General features: G+C 65.2%; 23 protein-coding genes and 1 riboswitch. Of the genes, 12 read left to right on the top strand and 11 right to left on the bottom strand.

The window, feature by feature from the left end; all coding sequences use genetic code 11:
- Positions 1-45 precede the first annotated feature (45 nt).
- The 4 genes from AOT83_RS16640 to AOT83_RS16625 all read right to left on the bottom strand — a co-directional run bounded on the left by AOT83_RS16640 (position 46) and on the right by AOT83_RS16625 (position 5,527).
- The gene (locus AOT83_RS16640) at positions 46-1,914 is read right to left on the bottom strand and encodes a glycosyltransferase family 39 protein (protein ID WP_078284323.1); all 1,869 of its coding nucleotides are present in this window, start codon (positions 1,912-1,914) and stop codon (positions 46-48) included.
- Positions 1,914-3,137 carry a bifunctional glycosyltransferase family 2/GtrA family protein gene (locus tag AOT83_RS16635; protein WP_078284292.1) on the bottom strand — a complete coding sequence of 408 codons (1,224 nt, stop codon included), beginning with the start codon at positions 3,135-3,137 and terminating at the stop codon, positions 1,914-1,916. The genes AOT83_RS16640 and AOT83_RS16635 overlap by 1 nt, the downstream gene beginning before the upstream one ends.
- A 66-nt stretch (positions 3,138-3,203) precedes the next feature.
- Complete coding sequence (locus tag AOT83_RS16630) at positions 3,204-4,688, bottom strand: NAD(P)/FAD-dependent oxidoreductase (RefSeq protein WP_057966596.1); 1,485 nt, start codon at positions 4,686-4,688, stop codon at positions 3,204-3,206.
- The gene (locus tag AOT83_RS16625; protein ID WP_057966618.1) at positions 4,685-5,527 is read right to left on the bottom strand and encodes a short-chain dehydrogenase/reductase; all 843 of its coding nucleotides are present in this window, start codon (positions 5,525-5,527) and stop codon (positions 4,685-4,687) included. Before AOT83_RS16625 ends, AOT83_RS16630 begins: the two co-directional genes overlap by 4 nt.
- Before the next feature lie 71 nt (positions 5,528-5,598).
- On the opposite strand from AOT83_RS16625, the gene AOT83_RS16620 reads away from it, so the two are divergent.
- From AOT83_RS16620 to sepH, 5 genes are all read left to right on the top strand, one after another.
- Positions 5,599-6,615: an AraC family transcriptional regulator gene (locus tag AOT83_RS16620; RefSeq protein WP_057966597.1), complete on the top strand. Its 1,017-nt coding sequence runs from the start codon at positions 5,599-5,601 to the stop codon at positions 6,613-6,615.
- Between the two features lie 48 nt (positions 6,616-6,663).
- A complete protein-coding gene (locus tag AOT83_RS16615) occupies positions 6,664-7,008 on the top strand; it encodes a DUF202 domain-containing protein (protein WP_057966598.1) in 345 nt (114 codons plus the stop codon).
- Complete coding sequence (locus tag AOT83_RS16610; protein ID WP_057966599.1) at positions 7,005-7,313, top strand: DUF202 domain-containing protein; 309 nt, start codon at positions 7,005-7,007, stop codon at positions 7,311-7,313. The genes AOT83_RS16615 and AOT83_RS16610 overlap by 4 nt, the downstream gene beginning before the upstream one ends.
- Before the next feature lie 89 nt (positions 7,314-7,402).
- Positions 7,403-7,864: a lipoprotein LpqH gene (locus AOT83_RS16605; protein ID WP_057966600.1), complete on the top strand. Its 462-nt coding sequence runs from the start codon at positions 7,403-7,405 to the stop codon at positions 7,862-7,864.
- A gap of 236 nt (positions 7,865-8,100) precedes the next feature.
- The gene (sepH, locus tag AOT83_RS16600; protein WP_057966601.1) at positions 8,101-8,913 is read left to right on the top strand and encodes a septation protein SepH; all 813 of its coding nucleotides are present in this window, start codon (positions 8,101-8,103) and stop codon (positions 8,911-8,913) included.
- A 12-nt stretch (positions 8,914-8,925) separates the two neighbouring features.
- Here the strand turns inward: sepH and AOT83_RS16595 are convergent, their stop codons facing one another.
- The 4 genes from AOT83_RS16595 to AOT83_RS16580 are packed head-to-tail and all read right to left on the bottom strand — an operon-like array spanning position 8,926 to position 11,835.
- Entirely contained in the window at positions 8,926-9,237 is a 312-nt protein-coding gene (locus AOT83_RS16595) for a DUF2537 domain-containing protein (protein WP_267888641.1), read from the bottom strand.
- Positions 9,234-10,046, bottom strand: coding sequence for an RNA methyltransferase (locus tag AOT83_RS16590; RefSeq protein WP_057966602.1), 813 nt, complete (start codon positions 10,044-10,046; stop codon positions 9,234-9,236). The genes AOT83_RS16595 and AOT83_RS16590 overlap by 4 nt, the downstream gene beginning before the upstream one ends.
- Positions 10,047-11,369: an MFS transporter gene (locus AOT83_RS16585; RefSeq protein WP_057966603.1), complete on the bottom strand. Its 1,323-nt coding sequence runs from the start codon at positions 11,367-11,369 to the stop codon at positions 10,047-10,049.
- 34 nt (positions 11,370-11,403) lie between these two features.
- Positions 11,404-11,835: a MarR family transcriptional regulator gene (locus AOT83_RS16580; RefSeq protein ID WP_030094333.1), complete on the bottom strand. Its 432-nt coding sequence runs from the start codon at positions 11,833-11,835 to the stop codon at positions 11,404-11,406.
- Between the two features lie 80 nt (positions 11,836-11,915).
- Here AOT83_RS16580 and AOT83_RS16575 point away from each other — a divergent pair, with 80 nt between their 5' ends.
- Together AOT83_RS16575 and AOT83_RS16570 are read left to right on the top strand one after the other, a co-directional pair.
- On the top strand, positions 11,916-12,161 hold the full coding sequence (locus AOT83_RS16575) for a DUF2530 domain-containing protein (protein ID WP_030094332.1): 246 nt from the start codon (positions 11,916-11,918) through the stop codon (positions 12,159-12,161).
- A 41-nt stretch (positions 12,162-12,202) separates the two neighbouring features.
- Entirely contained in the window at positions 12,203-12,664 is a 462-nt protein-coding gene (locus AOT83_RS16570) for an SRPBCC family protein (RefSeq protein ID WP_046252616.1), read from the top strand.
- Here AOT83_RS16570 and AOT83_RS16565 read toward each other — a convergent pair.
- Positions 12,661-13,398: a DUF3027 domain-containing protein gene (locus AOT83_RS16565; RefSeq protein ID WP_057966604.1), complete on the bottom strand. Its 738-nt coding sequence runs from the start codon at positions 13,396-13,398 to the stop codon at positions 12,661-12,663. The two genes, AOT83_RS16570 and AOT83_RS16565, sit on opposite strands and share 4 nt — an antisense overlap.
- A 37-nt stretch (positions 13,399-13,435) precedes the next feature.
- Between AOT83_RS16565 and AOT83_RS16560 the strand changes: the two genes are divergently transcribed.
- Together AOT83_RS16560 and AOT83_RS16555 are read left to right on the top strand one after the other, a co-directional pair.
- Positions 13,436-15,103, top strand: a complete 1,668-nt coding sequence (locus tag AOT83_RS16560) for an MFS transporter (RefSeq protein WP_109394957.1) — start codon at positions 13,436-13,438, stop codon at positions 15,101-15,103.
- A complete protein-coding gene (locus AOT83_RS16555) occupies positions 15,100-15,603 on the top strand; it encodes a DUF2771 domain-containing protein (RefSeq protein WP_057966606.1) in 504 nt (167 codons plus the stop codon). Before AOT83_RS16560 ends, AOT83_RS16555 begins: the two co-directional genes overlap by 4 nt.
- Here the strand turns inward: AOT83_RS16555 and AOT83_RS16550 are convergent.
- Both AOT83_RS16550 and AOT83_RS16545 read right to left on the bottom strand, forming a co-directional pair.
- On the bottom strand, positions 15,600-16,292 hold the full coding sequence (locus AOT83_RS16550; RefSeq protein ID WP_057966619.1) for a DNA alkylation repair protein: 693 nt from the start codon (positions 16,290-16,292) through the stop codon (positions 15,600-15,602). The two genes, AOT83_RS16555 and AOT83_RS16550, sit on opposite strands and share 4 nt — an antisense overlap.
- A gap of 28 nt (positions 16,293-16,320) precedes the next feature.
- A complete protein-coding gene (locus AOT83_RS16545; RefSeq protein ID WP_030094326.1) occupies positions 16,321-16,734 on the bottom strand; it encodes a cold-shock protein in 414 nt (137 codons plus the stop codon).
- A gap of 92 nt (positions 16,735-16,826) precedes the next feature.
- Here AOT83_RS16545 and moaA point away from each other — a divergent pair, with 92 nt between their 5' ends.
- The 3 genes from moaA to AOT83_RS16530 form a co-directional block, all read left to right on the top strand.
- Positions 16,827-17,819, top strand: coding sequence for a GTP 3',8-cyclase MoaA (moaA, locus tag AOT83_RS16540; protein WP_057966607.1), 993 nt, complete (start codon positions 16,827-16,829; stop codon positions 17,817-17,819).
- A complete protein-coding gene (locus AOT83_RS16535) occupies positions 17,820-18,068 on the top strand; it encodes a MoaD/ThiS family protein (RefSeq protein WP_057966608.1) in 249 nt (82 codons plus the stop codon). It begins immediately after the preceding gene.
- Positions 18,069-18,364: 296 nt separating this feature from the next.
- Positions 18,365-18,537: riboswitch (cyclic di-AMP (ydaO/yuaA leader) on the top strand.
- 10 nt (positions 18,538-18,547) lie between these two features.
- The coding region (locus AOT83_RS16530) for a transglycosylase family protein (protein ID WP_165592886.1) at positions 18,548-19,051 on the top strand (504 nt) is incomplete at its 3' end.

Below are 19,051 nucleotides of genomic sequence, written 5' to 3'. Positions count from 1 at the left end.
GAAAAACACCACAGAAACCGCGTCAGGTTCCCACTCGACCGGGTGCTAGTGCACCGTGAGGTCGTACACATCGACGTCGTCGATGGTCTGTTTGGCGAACGTGTGCTGCACCCACTCCTGGATGGCTTTCGAGGTCTCACTGCCCGGGGGGCTGAATCCCTCGCCACCATGGCCACCGCCCTCCCCATCGATGAAGTAGTGGATCTGCCCGTCGGCCACGTATTGCTGAAACTGCGCCAGCGTCGGTGATGGGTCGGTCCCGTTGAATCCACCGATGGGCATCACCGGACGGCCCGTGGCCAGCTGATAGCCCGACGCCTTGTTGGAGCCGACGGCAGCAGCCACCCAGATGTAGCGGTCAGCGTTGGCCTCCAGCGCGGCAACAATCTTGGGGCCCGGATCACTGCCGTCGAGCAGACCTCCGCCACGCTTCGAGCCGGCCTCGAATTCCGGACGATGCTCTCGCCCGGGCATATCCGGGAAGTCGGGGAATCCGCCGCCCTTGACCTCCGGCCCGGCCGAGGGAAGCGCTCCACTATGCGGGGTCGCGATGGTCTGGACCGAGTATGCGACCGGACCGGCCAACGCCACGATGAGTGCGGCGGCGGAGACGGCCTTGGGATATCTGTTCAGGACCAGGCCGACGACAGCCCCGAGCCCCAGGACCAGAATCACCCAGCGCAGCCAGGGCACAAACTCCGGGGAACGCCTCAGCAAGATCCAGGCCATCACCACCGTGAGCAATAGCGCGGCCACCAAAGACCAACGCAACCAGGATCGTTCACGCTCTCGCCAGGCGATGGACGAACCCGCCCCCACAAGTGCGGCGACCGCAGGCGACAGTGCCACCGAGTAGTAGGGGTGGAAGATTCCTTGCATGTAGCTGAAGACGGTGCCGGTGGTGAGCACCCACAACCCGAAAACAATCAACACCGCGCGGCGTGTGTCCGTTCGGGATTCCTTGCGCAGCAAGACCAAACCCAACACCGCCAAGGCCACCGCCGTCGGGAGCAGCCAGGCGATCTGCCCACCGAGCGCCGGTTGGAACAACCTGCCGAAGCCCGGTTCGCTCCCGAAATGGCCACCGAAGCCGTACATCTCGTCACGCGGACCGGACGCACTGCCCTTCTCGTTGCCGTTGAGCCGACCCAACCCGTTGTAGCCGAGGGTGAGCTCCAGAATCGAGTTATCGGGCGATCCGCCGATCCACGGGCGCGAGCCCGGGGGCCACAGCTCCACCGTGACAATCCACCAACCTGCCGAAACCAACGCCGCGGCAGCCGATCCGGCAAGCTGAGCCAATCGCTTCCCCACACCCACCGGCGCGGCGATCACATACGTCAGCGCGATGGGCGGGATGACGAGCAGCACCTGCAGCTGCTTGGTGAGAAAGCCGAATCCGACCAGCGCGCCGACCAGAAGCAGCCAGCGAGTGCGGCCATCCTCGATACCGCGCATCATCGCCCATACCGCGGCGATCATCAGAAAGACCAACAGCGCGTCCGGGTTGTTGAAGCGGAACATCAGGACCGCCACCGGCGTCACCGCAAGCACCAGACCGGCCAGCAGACCCGCCCCATGGCCGAAATACCGGCGAACGGTCACATACAACAGCCCGACCGATGCCACGCCCAAAAGCACCTGGGGCACCAGGATGCTCCAACTACTGAGCCCGAAGATGCGCGCGGACAGTTCCATGAGCCATAGCGAGGCCGGCGGTTTGTCGACAGTGATCGAGTTGGCGGCATCCGACGATCCGAAGAACGCGGCCTTCCACGAGACCGAACCCGCCTGCACCGCAGCAGAATAAAAGGAATTGGCCCAGCCGTTGGAGCCGAGATTGACCAGATATGCCGCCGCGGTGCCGATCAGCAGGAGAGCAACGCTGATCGGCTCCCGGGACTGTTCCCGCACTAGCGGATGCTCGCGCTTCGGAACACCCACCGCAATCCGACGAACCGAACGAGGGTGGCAACGAGGTTGGCCACGGTCAGCACGATCAGCAACAGATGCTTGGAGGCGTCGGGGACAAGGTGGTGCATGGCCACCAGAGATCCGCTGGTGAGGGCCAACCCGATGCCGAAGATGACAAGCCCCTGGAACTGATGCTTGGCCGCGTCGCGCCGACCCCGCACGCCGAAGGTGAAGAACCTGTTGGCCGAGGTGTTGAGCACCGCGGTGATGAGCAGCGCCAGGAAATTGGCGGCCTGATCCCCCACCACTCCGTGCAAGACCAGGAATAGCAAGGCATAAGCCAATGTGCTTGCCACACCGATGATTCCGAACCGGACCAACTGGCCGACCATGCCGGCAGGCACGCCCTCGACGAGGGGTTCACGCCCGAGGCTGTGACGTAGCTCTTCCAGCGGCAGGGTGCCGAGCATGAGTGCCCGGCCCAGCCGCCAGATGCCCAGCAGGTCCTTGCGGACGGTGTCAACGATGTCGACTCGGCTGTCCGGGTCATCCACCCAGTCGACCGGCACCTCGTGGATGCGCAGGCCAACCCGCTCGGCCAACACCAGCAGTTCGGTGTCGAAGAACCATTCCTTGTCCTCGACCAACGGGAGCAGCTGGCGCGCCACGTCGGTGCGGATCGCCTTGAATCCGCACTGGGCGTCGGAGAAGCGGACCTGCAGCGAGGCATGCAGAATCAGGTTGTAGGTGCGTGAGATGAATTCGCGCTTGGGCCCGCGTACCACCCGCGAATTGCGGTTGAGCCGGGAACCGTAGGCGACATCCGAGTGTCCCGAGATCAGGGGTGCGACAAGCGGCATCAGTGCGTTGAGGTCGGTGGACAGATCCACATCGCAGTACGCCACAACCTCCGCGTCCGAGGACAGCCACGCCGCGGCCAGCGCCCGTCCCCGTCCCTTCTCCTCCAGATGCAGCACGTCGACGTGGTCGAGTTCGGCGGCAAGCCGGTGCGCGATCTGCAGGGTGCCATCGGTACTGGCGTTGTCGGCGATGGTGATGCGAGCCGTGTACGGAACCTCGTTGGCAAGGAACGCATGCAGTCGGCGAACGCACCGCTCCAGGTCGTTCTCCTCGTTGTAAACGGGGATCACGATGTCGAGGGTCGACGCGAGTACTGCGGTCGGTGCCGTCGCGGTGTCGATCGGCTGCATCACACTGGTCACAAGAGTGACAATGGTGCCCCCCGCTCCGACACAACTGGGTCGCCACTGTGAGTTTCCTGTGAGGGGTTACCTTCGCAGGTGTTCGACCAATCTGGCATCCGGCGTCACAAGGTCATAGTCGGATGGGTTCGGCTCGGCTGCCAGTCGATGCCGATACGCATCGGGCGTCCATGGCCACAGTTCGGGGACGCCGTCCTTGCCCAGGTACCAGCTGGTGCAACCCGTGGCCCATACGGTGCCCGGCATGGCGGCCCGCATCTCGGCATTGAATGCCGCCGTCGCGGCAGCAGAGGGCGCCACCGCGTCGATCTGATTGTCCTGCCAGCGACGGACCCAGCGCAGGATGTGCTCGCACTGGTGCTCGGCGATCGCGGTGAGTGAATAGTTGCCGACCGGGCTATGCGGACCCATCAGCATGAAGAAGTTAGGGAAACCCGGCAGGCCCACCCCCAGATGTGCCACGGGGCCGTCGGACCACAGCGCATCGATCGTAATACCCTCTTGCCCAATCAGATTCATCGGGCGCATAAAAGCGTGGGCATCGAATCCGGTGGCCAGCACGATGGCATCCACCTCGTGTAACCGCCCCCCGGCAGTCACTATCCCCTGTTGTTCGACGTGATCGATCGCCGTGTCCACCAGGGCGACGTGGGGACGCTGCATCGCACGATAAAACCCCGCGGAAATCACCAGCCTTCGGCACATCGGCTGGTAGTCCGGGGTGAGCCTGCGCCGCAGGTCCGGATCCGTCACGGTCCGCAGATTGGCCCTGCACAGTGCCGAAATCAGGCGGCGTTGCCAGCCGGGACGAACCAACGCCGCGGCAAGGAACTCGAACACACTGCGGTAGCCGTGGTAGGCCGCGGCACTGAGGATCGGCACCTTGGCACGCACCATGTCCGCCAGCTTCGTGTACGACGGATTGGGGACGGGCACCACCCATTGGGCGCTGCGCTGAAACAGTTTCAATTCGCCCACAACCGGTTCGAGGCCGCAGACGATCTGCACCCCCGTCGATCCGGTACCGATGACCGCGACGCGTTTCCCCGTGGGGTCGAAGGAGTGGTCCCAGCGTGCTGAGTGCATCACCGGACCGTGGAAATCGGCGAGCCCGTCGATGGCCGGATATCGCGGTTCCCGCAAGATGCCGGTAGCCGAGACCAAAAAATCGACGACAAAGACATCGCCTTGATCGGTCCACACCCGCCACCGACCGTCCTCGAACCGGGCCTCGGTGACCGTGGTACCGAACCGAATGCGTCGGCGAAGATCGAACTCGGTGGCGAAACGCCGGAAATACTCACCGATTTCACCCCCTGGCGAGAAGAACCTGGTCCAGTCCGGCTTCGGCGCAAAGGTGAATTGGTAAAAACGAGAAGGGATATCACAGCTCAGGCCGGGGTAGGTGTTGTCTCGCCAGGTGCCGCCGACCTCATCCGCCTTCTCCAGAATGGTGATATCGGTAACGCCCGCCTCGTGCAGCATCGCCGCCATACACAGGCCGGACATGCCTGCTCCGACGATCGCGACAGAGGGTGACCGGCGCGTCATGCCGCTATCCCCGCATCCGCTTCGCGAATCGCCTTCCGCAGTCGTCTATTTCGACCGAGTAGTCCGTCCAGGTGATAGACGGCTGTCCTTAGGTCCAACAACAATGGCACCCAGCGTGGTGCGTACACCCGACGACTGCGCCGTGCGATGCCCTCGACAATCGCCGTGCCGGCGGCGCTGACCGGAGCGGCCTTGCCAACAAAATCCGGGAGGGTGGACATGATGGCCCCGAGACCGTGGTTAGCTGCTATCGAATTCCCCAACTCGGTGTCGATCAGCCCGAAGTACGCGATGCCGACACCAACCCCACTGTCGGACAGCTCGATTCGCAATGCACGCGCCAGCGCCTCAACACCCCACTTAGCGGCCATGTAGGCGCTGAAGGTCGGACCGGGAAGCCCGGATGCCGCAGAGGCGACCACCATCACGTATCCGCGTCGCGCCCGAACGTGCGGAATAGCGATCCGCGCGGTGTGGAACACGCCCACCAGGTTCACATCGATCACCTGCTGCCACTCCTGCGGCCGAACGCTCGCGACCGTCGCGATGGGGCCAGCAATGCCCGCGTTCGCGAGCACGATGTCGATTCCACCGAATCGTTGGACGACAGCGTCCATTGCCGTGGCGATCGATTCGGGATCGGTGACATCGGCGGCGAACCCGGCCACCCCGTCCCCCAACTCAGCGGCCAATGCATCCGCCCGGGCGGCGTCCCGATCCAGCACCGCCACCGAAGCTCCCCGCCGCGATAGCTGCCGCACCACCTCGGCACCAATGCCATTGGCACCGCCGGTGATGACCGCCACCTGCCCAAACATGTGATCAGACGTCCTTGCCATGGCCTGAACGTATTGATCGCGCATCCGGCATTGAATGACTTCATCCGCCAAAGACTTGATAAATTCGGACAGTGCCCGATGATGGTGGTCGCCCGTTCTGGGACTATCCGCGCTCACCCACCGCGACGCGGAACCTCGTCGAAGCGGCCAGAGACCGCGGTTTCGGCACAGGCCCATGCCTGGCGGAGACGGGTCTCACCGACGCCGACCTGGTAGGGCCCGACGCCGTCGTGAGCGGGGCCCAGGAACTGCAGATCGTGCGGAACTTGTTGGCGCTCACGGGAGATCCGGTGGGGCTCGGGATCGAGGTGGGTACCCGTTATCAAATCGCCAGTGCTGGAATCCTGGGATTCGCCCTACTGTCCAGCCCGACCATGCGCGACGCGCTCGCGGTCGGGTTGCGTTTCAGCCAGCTCAGCTCGACGTTTCACCGCTTCACGCTGACCATCGGCGACGCGGACAGCGTTTTCGATCTCGACGAGAGCGACATCCCGCCCGATGTCCGCCGGTTTCTACTGGAACGCGATCTGGCCGCGATCGCCGGCATAGTTCCCATCCTGTTCGGCGGCGCGATGCCAGTAGGAGCACGCGTGCAGCTTCGGAGCGGTCCCGACACGCCGCTGCGCCTCCTGGCCGAGCTACTCACCGTCGAATTCGACTCGCCCCGAAATGCGCTGGTGTTTCCCACCGAGCTGCTGGCGGCACCGCTGCCCACCGCCGATCCGCACACGGCCGCCCTGTGCGTGCGCCAGTGCGAGGAGCTGCTCGAACAACGGCGCTCCCGTGACGGTATCGCCGGTGAGGTGCGCCACCAGCTGCTTCGAGTCCCCGGACAGGTGCCCACCATGGGCCACATCGCCGCGGGCATGCACATCGCCGAGCGCACGCTGCACCGTCGGCTGGCACGCGAGGGCACCTCCTATCGGGCGCTGCTCGACGAGGTACGCGAGACCCTGGCCAAAGAACTCCTCGCCAACGGCCTCACCGTGAAAGAGGTCTCCGACCGTCTGGGGTACTCCGAACCCGCGGCATTCACGCACGCATACACGCGCTGGCACGGCGCTCCGCCACGGACGCGTCTGACGTGATGCTCAACTCGTCCGGGCACCGGTCTCACGCTCGGTAAGTTGGTCGGGGTGACAGAACCGCACGAAGATCACGAGATCGACTACCGCTTCACGCTGGCCAACGAGCGCACGTTCCTCTCGTGGATCCGGACCGCCCTCGGTTTACTCGCCGGTGGTGTGGCGGTACAAACCCTCGTCCAACCGTTTCACCACGCTGGGGTCCGGCATGTGCTGGCGGCGTCCTGCCTGGCCCTGGCCGTGGTGGTGTCCATTGGCGCATACGTTCATTGGCGCGATGTGAAAGGCCGGATGGATCGGGACCAGCCTCTGAAGGGCACGCTGCTGGTGCCCTTGCTCGCGGTCAGCATCGGACTCGTCGCGATCCTGGCATCGATTGCCGTGTTCTACCGATGAGAACCGACCCCGAGACTCACGCAGTCGAACGCACGGCGCTGGCCTGGCTTCGCACCGGGTTGGCCGCCGCCGGAGCCGCAGCGGTATTCCTGACCCACGCGCTCATCCACAAGCAGACCGCCGTGGCCTCATTGGTCGCGACCGCGGTTGTACTCGGAATCGCCGCCATCAGCACCGTGCGTCATCACGCGCTGGCGCGAGGGCACTGGCATCACGGCGGCAGGCCCATCGCACTGACCACCCTGACTGTGGTCGCGGTGATCGTGCTGTCGGCCGGTATCGACATCGCAAATCTGGGTACGTAGGTATACCTGCGATTCCGCAGACCAGACCCCCTCACGACCTCATACTTCTCCTGTTCGGCTCCACCCCCATCACACATAAGGAGAACGCAATGAAGCGTGGGCTTGTGGTCGCCATTGGCGGCGCGGCGATTATCGCCGCAGGTTTGGTCGGCTGTTCGAGCGATAAGTCCAGCACCACGGTGAGTGGCAATGGCGGCGCCGTCGCCACCAACAGCACCGCCAAAGTCGTGATCGACGGCAAGGAGCAGAAGATCGAAGGGTCCGTGGCCTGCAGCACCGTTGGCGGCAAGATGAACATCGGCATCGGCAGCGGGGCCCAGGCCATCGCGGCCGTACTAAGCGATGGCGATTCACCCTCCGTCACCTCGGTGGGCCTCGGCAACATCAACGGCGTCTCGCTCGGCTACACCGAGGGCGCGCCGGGCGGCAAGGCCGCCGTGAAGAAGGACGGGAAGAAGTACAACATCAGCGGCACCGCCACCGGCGTCGACATGGCCAACCCGATGCAGCCCGTCGAGAAGCCTTTCGAAATCGAGGTCACCTGCCCATAAGGCAGTTGGGCGTCTAGCCGGGTAACTGCGACGGATCCGCGCTACCCGGCTAGACCGGCCCCGTCGGGTCAGCGCGATCTACCCCGTGGCAAACAACATCTGCCACATGCGTCACATAGCGCGAACTGTCCGTAAAAGCAAGTAGCCCACACCCCCGCGTGTCACCGTGGAATGGCCCTCTACCTGCACTAAGGTCCCAAGAACTGGGTCATCCAGGCCAGGGCGAGGAGGACATCGTGCGCGAACTGAAAGTCATCGGCCTATCAGCCGACGGCAAGCGGGTGGTCTGCCAGGATTCCAACGGCAGCGACAAGTTCGTCATCGACGCCGACGACAGGCTCCGTGCAGCCGCCCGGGGTGATCTGTCCCGCCTCGGGCAGATTCAGATCGAAATGGAGAGCTCGTTGCGACCCCGGGAAATTCAGGCCCGCATCCGGGCCGGCGCCACCGTCCAGCAGGTCGCCACAGCCGCAGGAGTCGATGTCGCACGGATCGAGCGGTTCGCCCATCCGGTGTTGCTGGAACGCCAGCGCGCTGCCGAGATGGCAACCGCGGCCCACCCCGTCCGCAGCGACGGCCCCACCGTCAACTCACTCGCCGATACCGTGGCCGGCGCAATGTTCGCGCGGGGACTAGACCCCGACGCCATCGAGTGGGACGCCTGGAAGGTCGAGGACGGTCGATGGACCGTCCAGCTGCAGTGGCGTGCGGGCCGGTCGGACAACAAGGCGCACTTCCGGTTCACCCCCGGGGCACATGGCGGCACGGTGACCGCACTCGATGATTCCGCCCGCGAGCTCATCGACCCGACGTTCACCCGCAGCCTGCGCACTGTTGCGCCGGTGGCTCCGCTTCTCCCCGAGCCCGAACCGGAGTTGTTCACCGAACGCCCCGCGCCGCAGCCCGAGCCCGTCCACGAGCCGGAGCCGGTCGAGGAAGTCAACGACGCCCAGCCGACTCCCGCGCCGCGCCGCTCACGGCGTAGCAAGCCCGCGGTGCCCACCTGGGAAGACGTGCTACTCGGGGTTCGCTCCAGCGGCCAGAATTAGCGAGACCGCACCCTAGGTGATCAAGGCGGTCACCACGGCCGCCAACCATCCGCCGGCGATCCCGATCGCGATGCCCAGCACGAACCATCGCAGCACCGGGCGTTCCCGCCAACCCCATAATGTTGGCGAAAGACCCCCCACTGCAACAATATTGAGCAGCACTGCCCACAGCGGATGTACCTTCGCAAGACCGAGGCTCAGCACCACCACGCCCACCGCGACCACCACGGCCACACACATCGCCGAGAAGATGCCCTCGACCCACGGGGTGTCGGATTCCGCCGAGCTCGTTGCCCGCCGTGCGGGCTGCTTATCGCCGGTCACGGCGCGAGCCTAGCGCGCTCATAGAACGCCAGCGCCGCAGCGGTGGCCACGTTCAACGAGTCGGTGCCATTGGCCATCGGGATGCGTACACGGAAATCGCTGGCACGCAAAGCCACGTCGGTCAACCCAGGTCCCTCGGCACCCACCATCAGCGCCACCCTCTCGTTCTGAAGCGGCGGAATCACATCGGCCAGCGACCGCGAGTCTCCGGCAGGCGTCATCGCTAACAATCGGAATCCGTTGTCCCGCAATCTGTACAACGACTTCGGCCATTTAGGAAGACGAGCGAACGGCACCAGCAGCGCGTGCCCCATCGACACCCGCACCGCCCTCCGGTACAACGGGTCCGCGCACCCGCTGCCAAAGAGCACCGCATCGACCCCCATTCCCGCGGCATTGCGGAAAATCGAACCCAGATTCTCGTGGTCGTTGACGCCCTCCAGCACCGCCACCGTACGCGCCGTCTGCATGAGTTCGGTCGCCGACAGTTCCACGGGGCGCCTCGCCGCGGCAAGTACTCCGCGGTTGAGATGAAAGCCGACGGCCTCCGCCATGACCTCGGGACTTGCCCGGTAGTACGGAACATCGACAGGCTCGAGATCGGCTGCGAGCTCGGTCAATCGACGGTCGGTACCCAAAAGCGCGAAAGGTGCGAATCGTGACGCCAGCATGCGCTGCACCACCAAGACGCCCTCGGCGATCACCAGCCCCTTCCCACTGGGTAGATCCGGCCTGCGGTCGACACTGTTGAGATCGCGGAAGCTGTCCAAACGAGGGTCGGCGGCGTTGTCGATATCGATGACCAGCATCTACGTCCGCCTCGCCAGCGGCGTCGGTTCGCACACCGGGGTAGCGACCGGAGCAGGCGGAACAAGCCCGGCACGTATCTGGCCGGCTTCCGGAACCACCTCGGCCACAACCGGACACGGATGACGGCGCAGATACACCGCGCAGGTCAGCCCGGCAGCCACCGATACCACCCCGCCGATGAGCAGCGGCATCCGTCCGCCGTGCAGATCGGCCAGCCAGCCCACCAACGGGCTGCCCAGCGGGGTGCCGCCCAGGAACGCCACCATGTAAATGCCCATCACCCTTCCTCGCAGCTGCGAATCCACGGACAGCTGAATGATATTCATCGCCGACGTGGTGAACGTCAGCGCAAGCAGACCCGTCGGGATGAGCGCGACGGCCACCGACAGATAGGTCGGCATTACGCTGACGACAGCCTCGGAAACCCCGAAAGCCATAGCGGCGCTGTAGAACAGATTCATACGCACCTTCTCGGTGCGCCGGGCAGCCAGCGTGGCGCCCAACAATGTGCCGACTGCCAGCGCCGTCGACAGTAGCCCGTATGACTCGGCGCCACGACCGAAGGTCTCTCGCGCCAGCACCGCGAGTGTCAGCGAGAAGTTCAGCCCGAATGTCGAGACCAGGAACACGGTAAGCATGATCATGAACAGATCGCGGCGGTGCCATACATACGAAAAGCCCTGGCGCAGTTGGCCCTTAGCGGGCGGAACCGGATCACTCGGGTGTAGCTCCGCGGGCCGCATGCGCCACAACGCGATACCCACACCAATGAAACTGACGAAGTTCAGCAGGAAGACCCAGCCGGTACCAACGAGCCCGATCAACACTCCCGAGATCGCCGGCCCGATGATGCCCGCGAGGTTGAACACCATGGAGTTGAGCCCGACCGCGTTGGGCAGATGCTCCGGACCCACCATCTCAATGGTGAAGGATTGCCTGGTGGGTGCCTCGATAGCCGCGGCGCATCCCATTGCGAAGGCCACCGCCATCACATGCCAGATCCGGACAAGACCGGTGACCTGCAGAAGGCCCACGGTCAACGCGAACAGCGCCATCAATGCCTGGGTCAGCATCAGCATCCGGCGTTTGTCGTAGCGGTCGGCCAGCATTCCTCCCCACACCGAGAGCAACAGCGTCGGCCCGAATTGCAGCGCCATCACCACACCGAGCAGGAAGGCGTTGCCGTGCGAGAGGTCCAGCACCAGCCAGTCCTGCGCGACGCGCTGCATCCAGGTGCCGACGAGCGACACCATCTGACCGCTGATCCATAGCCGGTAGTTACGTGTGCGCAGCGATACGAATATCCCGCCGCGGTCAGCCACGGTGAATCATTTTAGAGACTAACGAGATTGTCAGCTAACCGTTTTCATTGACCAGTGCCGACAGCAGGTCGGTCGCCTGCCGCAGCACGGCTCGTTGCTCCGGGGTGAAATCGTCCAGGTGCTCGCGCAACCACTCCTCGCGGGCGCTGCGATCGGCCTGCACGATATCGGCACCCGCCTCCGACAACGAGACAACTACCTGGCGGCCGTCGGTCGGATGCGCCGAGCGCTCCACCAGCCCGAGCTCGGCCAACGAGGCGATCACCCGCGTCATCGACGGCGGCTGCACGCGCTCGCGGGCAGCGAGCGCACCCGGGGTCATCGCCCCTTCGTTAAGCAACGTCGCCAATGCCGACAGCTGCGTCAACGAGACCGGCGAATCCGCGCGCCGGAACCGCAGATGCCGGGCCAGGCGAATGACAACAAGCGACAGATCGCTGGCCAACCGGGCATCGGGGTCGCTCACGGCCCAAACCTTACGGCACGTCCAGGGCTTTCACAGGGACCTAGCCCGGTGTAGTTCGTGCCACGTATGCTGCGCATCTAGTGGACACCCCCGCGCCTCAACCTCCCCCGCTCCCGGCCGCACTGCTCAATCCGTGGCCGGTTGTCGTCGCAGGCACAGTGCTGTGGCTCATTGCCAACATCCTTGCCTTCACCATTCCCGCGCTCGAGAGCTGGCGTCCCATCACGCTTGCCGGGCTGGGTACCGGTGCGCTGGGCACCACCATCGTCCTGCTACAAGTTCGTGCGGTGCGGCGCGGCTCACGCGGCGCGCAAACCGGCCTGTAGCCGAATCAACCCCGCAATATCCCGGAAAGAGGAGCAATCTCATGCCCAACGCATCACTGCTGGAAACCGCCGTCGAGATCGATGCGCCGGTGGAGAAGGTGTGGGGATTGATCGCCGACCTGGACAACATGCCGCGGTGGAGCCCACAGACCCGCAAGATGTTCGTGCGCGGTCCTGTGCAGGCGGGCACCAATGTCGTCAACTACAACCGCAAGGGCTGGAAGGTGTGGCCGACACGCGCCGTGCTGACCGCCGTCGAGCCCAACAAGCGGCTGGCCTGGCACGTCAAAGACAACCTGAGCGAGTGGAGCTACGAGCTGGAGCCCACCGCGGCCGGTGGCACCAGGGTCACCGAACGGCGGGTGATGGGTGAGAAGCGCTCGGCGATCTCCACCAACCTGCAGAATCTGATGCTCGGCGGCACCGAGGTGTTCGACGAGGCACTGCTGGAGGGCATGCGGACATCGCTGGCCAGGATCAAAGCGGCCGCAGAAGGCGTTTAGTCCGCCAGATCCAGGACGCCGTCGTCGAAGGGCTCGTACAGCGGCATCGCGGAGTTGAGTGGCTGCGGCGTATCGGAATGGGCGCCGCAGCCGTACTCGATGTGCACGACGCGGCCGTCGGCCGACATCGAGTTGGCACACGCCCCGAAGGCGACACCCAGTGAGCCGGCCAGTGGCAGGTAGAAGCCGCAGGATCGGCAGACCCGGCGGGTGGCGCGCGCCATCTCGGTGTCCGGACCCCAGTCGCCGTCGAACCAGCGCTGCGCGGCGTCGACACGCCCGGTCAGGCTCAGCACCTGCTTACGCCCCAGCCCGATCTCGCCGGCGGTCTCGGTTACCTGTGCATCTCCGCTGTCGGTGTATCCGGGTACCAGGCGAGGATCGTTAGGCGGCGGGGCGAGCAAGTCGCCCGGGCCCAGGTCACCCGGGCGGATGCGCTCCTCCCACGGCACCCAGTTCGGCGCGCGCAGCGCCTCGGTGCCCGGAACAAGCACCACCTCACTGACGGTCGCGACGGTGGCGCCGGGTGCCGCGGCCATCACCACCTCCCAGTGCCATCCGCGGTATCCCGGCAGATCGGCTTCGAAGCGGTGGGTCAACGCGTGCAGATCCGTGCTCTCGGAGGAGGCCCCGAGGTACTTGCCCACGGTCTCCCCACTGAACTCGACGATGGCCGTACGAGCCTGGTCGATACAGGTGTAGAGGGCGTCGCGGCCGGAGATAGTGATGTCCATCGCTGACCATCTTCTCACCGTGAGGGACAATCGATGCGTGCGGGACGACTACGCGCGGTTCGGGAACCGCCAAGGCAGTAGCGACTCCCCATCTCGCCGCCGAAATCAGGATCCGCGCGACGCAAACTCCCACCCCGGTATGGCCAACTATCCGACGGGCGGTGCCAAGCGGGATCCTCGTCGTGCCGGCGGCTCATCGAACCGGTATCTACCGCCCCTGGGCGAGGAACGCCGGGACGAGTCGCGACGACGTCCCCGGCCTGAGCGGGAAATCCCGCCAAAGCTGACGGTCACCCGGGTGGCCGCGATGCGCAGCCGTGAGATGGGCTCCCGGATGTACGGGTTGTTCCACAAGGCCGCGACCGCCGACGGCGCCGACAAATCTGGCCTGACCGCGCTCACCTATCCGGTGATGGCCAACTTCGCGGTGGATGCCGCCATGGCGGTGGCCCTTGCCAACACACTCTTCTTCGCCGCGGCCACCGCTGAGTCCAAGAGCAAGGTGGCGCTGTACCTGCTCATCACCATCGCGCCGTTCGCCGTTATCGCCCCGTTGATCGGCCCCGCGCTGGATCGCCTGCAACACGGGCGCCGGGCGGCGTTGGCGGCCTCATTCGGGCTGCGCATCGCGCTGGCCGTCATCATGATCGCCAACTACGACGGCGCCAGCGGAAGCTTCCCTCCCTGGGTGCTGTATCCGTGCGCATTGTCAATGCTGGTGCTGTCCAAATCCTTTGGCGTGTTGCGTAGCGCCGTGACGCCGCGGGTGCTGCCGCCGACCATCGACCTGGTGCGCGTCAACTCACGGCTTACGACCTTCGGATTGGTCGGTGGGACCATCGTGGGCGGCGCCATCGCCGGGGCCTGCGAGCTCACGTTCACCCGGGTGTTCCAGTTGCCCGGAGCACTTTTCGCCGTGATGGCCGCGGCGGCGGTTGGCGCCTGGTCATCCATGCGCATCCCCAAGTGGGTCGAGGTGACCGCCGGTGAGGTGCCCACCACCTTCGGCTACCACGGCGACGACGGTGAACACCCGACGATCCTGCTCCGGCGCTCCCACAAGCAGGAGGACAAGATCCGCCAGCCACTGGGCCGCAACATCATCACCGCGCTGTGGGGCAACAGCACCATCAAGGTTATGGTCGGTTTCCTCACGCTGTACCCCGCCTTCGTCGCCAAGTCCCATGACGCGCACGGCTTCCAACAGCTCGCGATGCTCGGCATGATCGGCGCCGCCGCTGGCATCGGAAACTTCGCGGGCAACGCCACCAGCGCCCGGCTCAAGCTCGGCCGCCCAGCCCTGCTTGTCGTGCGGTGCGCCGGTGCGGTCACGGTGGTGGCGCTCGCGGCGGCGGTCACCGGGGTGCTGGCGGTCGTGGTGTTCGCGACGCTGGTGACTTCGGGAGTCAGCGCCATCGCGAAGGCGTCCCTGGACGCCTCGCTGCAAGATGACCTGCCCGAGGAATCCCGGGCGTCGGCCTTCGGGCGTTCCGAGGCGCTGCTGCAGCTGTCCTGGGTACTCGGTGGCGCCATCGGCGTGATGATCTACACCGATCTGTGGGTGGGGTTCACGGTGATATCCGCGGTGCTCATCCTCGGCCTGGCGCAGACACTGGCCAGCTTCCGTGGCGCCTCCCTCGTTCCGGGCCTGGGCGGTAACCGCCCGGTGATGGCCGAACAAGAGGGTGGCAAGGTAGTCGCGTGAAGGCAAAACTGGCGGCACTTGCCGCCGTCCTGGTGTTGACCGCTGCCGCGATGGTGGGGTTCATCGCCTGGCAGCTGCACGGGCATAAGGACGAGCGGCCCGAGATCAGCGCATTCACCCACGGCACCGTCATCCACGCCGCGCCCTATCAGTACTGCGACAAGAACAAGCTGGACCAGTGCGACCCGCCCGGACACACCGTCCAGTTGGCCGTCAACGCTCATGAACCCGTGCAGCTTTCGGTAGATGGGCGCATCGCCCAGGCGCCATGGATGTTGTCCAGGATCTATGCGCCGGTGGACGACGTCGATCACAAACGGGCCGAATCAAGCGTGTACCGCGACCATCGGACCGCCGTGACCATCCCGACCATCGACAGCGAGGGACGGCGGCTGTTGGGCCTGGAAATCAAGCTCCCGACGGTGGTTCAGACCGAGACCGGCGACCTGCTGGAGGTCACCCACGCAATCTGGTCCGTGGCCACGGTCTGGCAGAACTAGCGCCGAGCGCGATACTCCGCACGTGCCACGGCATCAAGGTGCTCGGTGGCATAACCGAGTGCGGTACGACCCATGGCCGCGGCGTGCGCATCGAGATAACTGATGAGAATATCTGCTCCACAACGCTTTCCAACTTCACGCAGCATCCAGCCGTAGGCCTTCTGGATGAGGTCACGCCGGTCGTCGATCACCAGCGGCGCCACCGCGAGGAGGGGCTGCGCGTCACCGCGTTTGGTAAAGGCGAAGGTGCCGATGATGCCCACCCGCCGGCTCCAGAGGTCGTCTTCTGCCGCTAGTTCCAGCAACAGCGAATAGTCCTGACCGACAAGCCATTCCCCCAGAATCTGCTCAGCCGAGGAATCAACCAGGTCCCAGTTGTTCACCCGGCCGCCGCGGACCTGCTGCAGGTACATCTGCACCCACGCGTCACGTTCGGTGCCCTCGGCATGCGCGAACTCCCATACCGCCAGGATCAGCCCGGTCAATCGGTGCTCGTGCACCTCACTGGCCAGTAGCCGCGCCACCGCATCACGTCCGATGCCACGGAATTGCCGTGCCAGCGCACGCTGATCTGGTACCGACACACCGACAAAGACGTCACCCTCGCCATACTGGCCCGGCCCGGTCTTGAAGAACCGTGCCGATTTCTGGGCCCGGCCGGGGTCACCGGCGGCATCGAGCGCCGCGATCACGTCCTCGGCGCGCAGGAGTGTCAGGTCAGGCGTCCAACTCAGCGGCGACGGCGCGCACAACCTCGGAGACCTTGCGGGCGATCTTGCGATCCGGGTAGCGCCCCTTGCGAAGCTCGGTCTGCACCGTGCCCTCCAGCAGGGTGATCATGTCCTCGATCATGCCGTGTAGCTCATCGGTGGTGTGCTTGTGGTTCACCGGCCCGCTGCTCTCGCGGCGCGTCTTCTGCACGGAGGGCGGCGCGTCAATCAACTTGAGGCTCAGCGCCTGCGGGCCACGCCGGCCCGCGGCCATGCCGAACTCGACCTTCTGACCGGCCTTGAGCCCCTCAACGCCAGCAGGCAGCGCAGAGGACCGGACGTACACGTCCTCGCCGTCCTCCTGCGACAGGAAGCCGAAGCCCTTCTCGGCGTCGTACCACTTGACCTTGCCGGTTGGCACTGCACTCACCTCACATGATTAACGCGCCCCAAATAGGACGCGGTGACTGGTCATCCTACTCGGCGCACGCAAGTGGTCGCTACGCTGGACTTATGACCCCGTTAATCGATTCGTTCGGCCGCATCGCGACCGACTTACGGGTGTCCTTGACCGACCGGTGCAATCTGCGCTGCACGTACTGCATGCCGGCAGAGGGATTGGACTGGCTGCGCAGCGACGCATTGCTCACCGCCGAGGAATACATCCGGCTGATCGGCATCGCGGTGACCGAACTCGGAATCCGTAGCGTCCGATTCACCGGCGGAGAGCCGTTGATATACAAGGATTTGGAGCGAATCATCACCGCGGTGGCCGCACTGTCACCACGCCCGGATATCGCGCTGACCACCAACGGCATCGGTCTGGACCGTAAGGCCGCGACACTACGGGACGCCGGGCTGGACCGCATCAACGTGTCACTGGATACGTTGGATGCGGATCGCTTCGCCGCGATCACCCGCCGAGACCGGCTGACCGACGTTCTCGCCGGCCTGGAAGCCGCGAGCGCTGCCGGGCTGACCCCGACGAAGATCAATGCGGTGCTGACCCCCGAGCAGTACAAGGAGGACTCGGTCGAGCTGCTGCGGTTCAGTCTGGAGCGGGGTTTCGAGCTGCGGATTATTGAACAGATGCCACTGGATGCCGGGCATCACTGGAACCGCGCTCACATGGTGACCGCCGACGAGGTCCACGCCGCCCTGAGCCGGGAATTCACGCTGAGCGCGGATCCGGCGCCCCGTGGCAGCGCCCCAGCACAACGCTGGCTGGTCAACGGGGGCCCCGCCACGGTCGGGATCATCGCGTCGGTGTCGAGACCGTTCTGCGGGGACTGCGACCGCACCAGGCTGACGGCCGACGGTCAGGTACGCAATTGCCTGTTCGCCACCACCGAAACGGATCTGCGCGGGCTGCTCCGCTCGGGTGCCGACGACGATGTGGTGGCCTCGGCCTGGCAGGCCGCCATGTGGGGAAAGAAACCGGGCCACGGGATCAATGACCCGTCGTTCCTGCAGCCTGACCGTCCCATGAGCGCGATCGGCGGTTAGGTGAGCATCCGAATCCGATACTTCGCCGCCGCCGCGAATGCCGCAGGCATCGAAGAAGAGACCGTGGAGCTCCCCGCGGGGGCATCTTTCGACGACCTGACGCGCCAGCTGGCCGCAAAAGGGCCGGAACTGGAACGCGTATTGGCGCGTTGTTCCTTACTTCATGACGGCGTGGCCGTCCGCGACCGCTCCCACCGGCCGGAATCAGGGTCTGTCGTGGACGTTCTGCCTCCGTTCGCTGGCGGTTAGAAGAGCGCTGGCCCGCCAATTTCCTAAGGAAGCTCTAAGGCATCTCTGAGAGTTGTATATAGAGACACCTAGGCAATTTCGTGATCTACGACACACATCCCAAGGTCACAGTACGGTCACGGCGTGGATACGGGGCGGTGGAGCTACGCAATAACCTGCGCAGACCTCACCGGCAACGGGAATAAACCCACCCCGCCGTGGACGAAACACCGTGAAATGTCCAACATGACGAGATGCGGATCGACACGTACCGTCATCCGGAGTCCATACCCGCGCACCGAGCTCCGTCCCTCGGGTGTGGCACCTCGTCGGTAAATCAAGGGACGGAGGCGGGGAACCCAACCGCCGGAGATCTTGATCTCCAGCATGAACCTTCATGGTTCTTGGGGTGAAGCCCGGGAAACCGGGCCGGGCGACCTCTCGCTCGAACCCGACAGCTCACTTCGCAGGTGCGTCACAGAGAGGAATACGACGGACATATGAGTGGACGGCACAGTAAGCCCACCAAGGCGGGCGCTAAAGCGGCCAAGGTCGCGGTAGCAGGTGCAGGCCTTGTCGGTGGCGGTCTGATGATGGCCGCAACGGCCAACGCAGCCACCGATGGCGAGTGGGACCAGGTCGCGCGTTGCGAATCTGGCAATAACTGGGCCATCAACACCGGTAACGGGTACCAGGGTGGACTGCAGTTCTCGCCCAGCACCTGGATCAACAGCGGTGGCGGCCAGTACGCCCCGTCCGCTCACTTGGCCACCAAGGAGCAGCAGATCGCGATCGCCGAGAAGGTGCTCGCGGGTCAGGGCCGTGGAGCCTGGCCGGTCTGCGGTCGTGGCCTGTCCGGCGCTACCCCCCGGACCGCTCCCGCGGCGAACATCACCCCTGCCGCTCACCACGAGGAGCAGGCCGCTGCCGAGCCCGCCCCAGCACCCGAGCCCGCTCCGGCCCCCGAGGCTGATGAGCAGTTCGTCGCCGAAGCCCCCGAGGCC

Source organism: Mycobacteroides sp. H001, from assembly GCF_001440005.1.
Lineage (GTDB): Bacteria > Actinomycetota > Actinomycetes > Mycobacteriales > Mycobacteriaceae > Mycobacterium > Mycobacterium gwanakae.
This window is presented reverse-complemented; position numbering and strand designations above follow the sequence as displayed.

Excerpts from the sequence above, each read along its gene's own strand:
- AOT83_RS16630 (WP_057966596.1), bottom strand. The coding sequence starts at position 4,688 with ATGACGCGCCGGTCACCCTCTGTCGCGATCGTCGGAGCAGGCATGTCC.
- AOT83_RS16625 (WP_057966618.1), bottom strand. The coding sequence starts at position 5,527 with ATGGCAAGGACGTCTGATCACATGTTTGGGCAGGTGGCGGTCATCACC.
- AOT83_RS16565 (WP_057966604.1), bottom strand. The coding sequence starts at position 13,398 with ATGGACATCACTATCTCCGGCCGCGACGCCCTCTACACCTGTATCGAC.
- AOT83_RS16590 (WP_057966602.1), bottom strand. The coding sequence starts at position 10,046 with ATGCTGGTCATCGATATCGACAACGCCGCCGACCCTCGTTTGGACAGC.
- AOT83_RS16605 (WP_057966600.1), top strand. The coding sequence starts at position 7,403 with ATGAAGCGTGGGCTTGTGGTCGCCATTGGCGGCGCGGCGATTATCGCC.
- AOT83_RS16610 (WP_057966599.1), top strand. The coding sequence starts at position 7,005 with ATGAGAACCGACCCCGAGACTCACGCAGTCGAACGCACGGCGCTGGCC.
- moaA (WP_057966607.1), top strand. The coding sequence starts at position 16,827 with ATGACCCCGTTAATCGATTCGTTCGGCCGCATCGCGACCGACTTACGG.
- AOT83_RS16570 (WP_046252616.1), top strand. The coding sequence starts at position 12,203 with ATGCCCAACGCATCACTGCTGGAAACCGCCGTCGAGATCGATGCGCCG.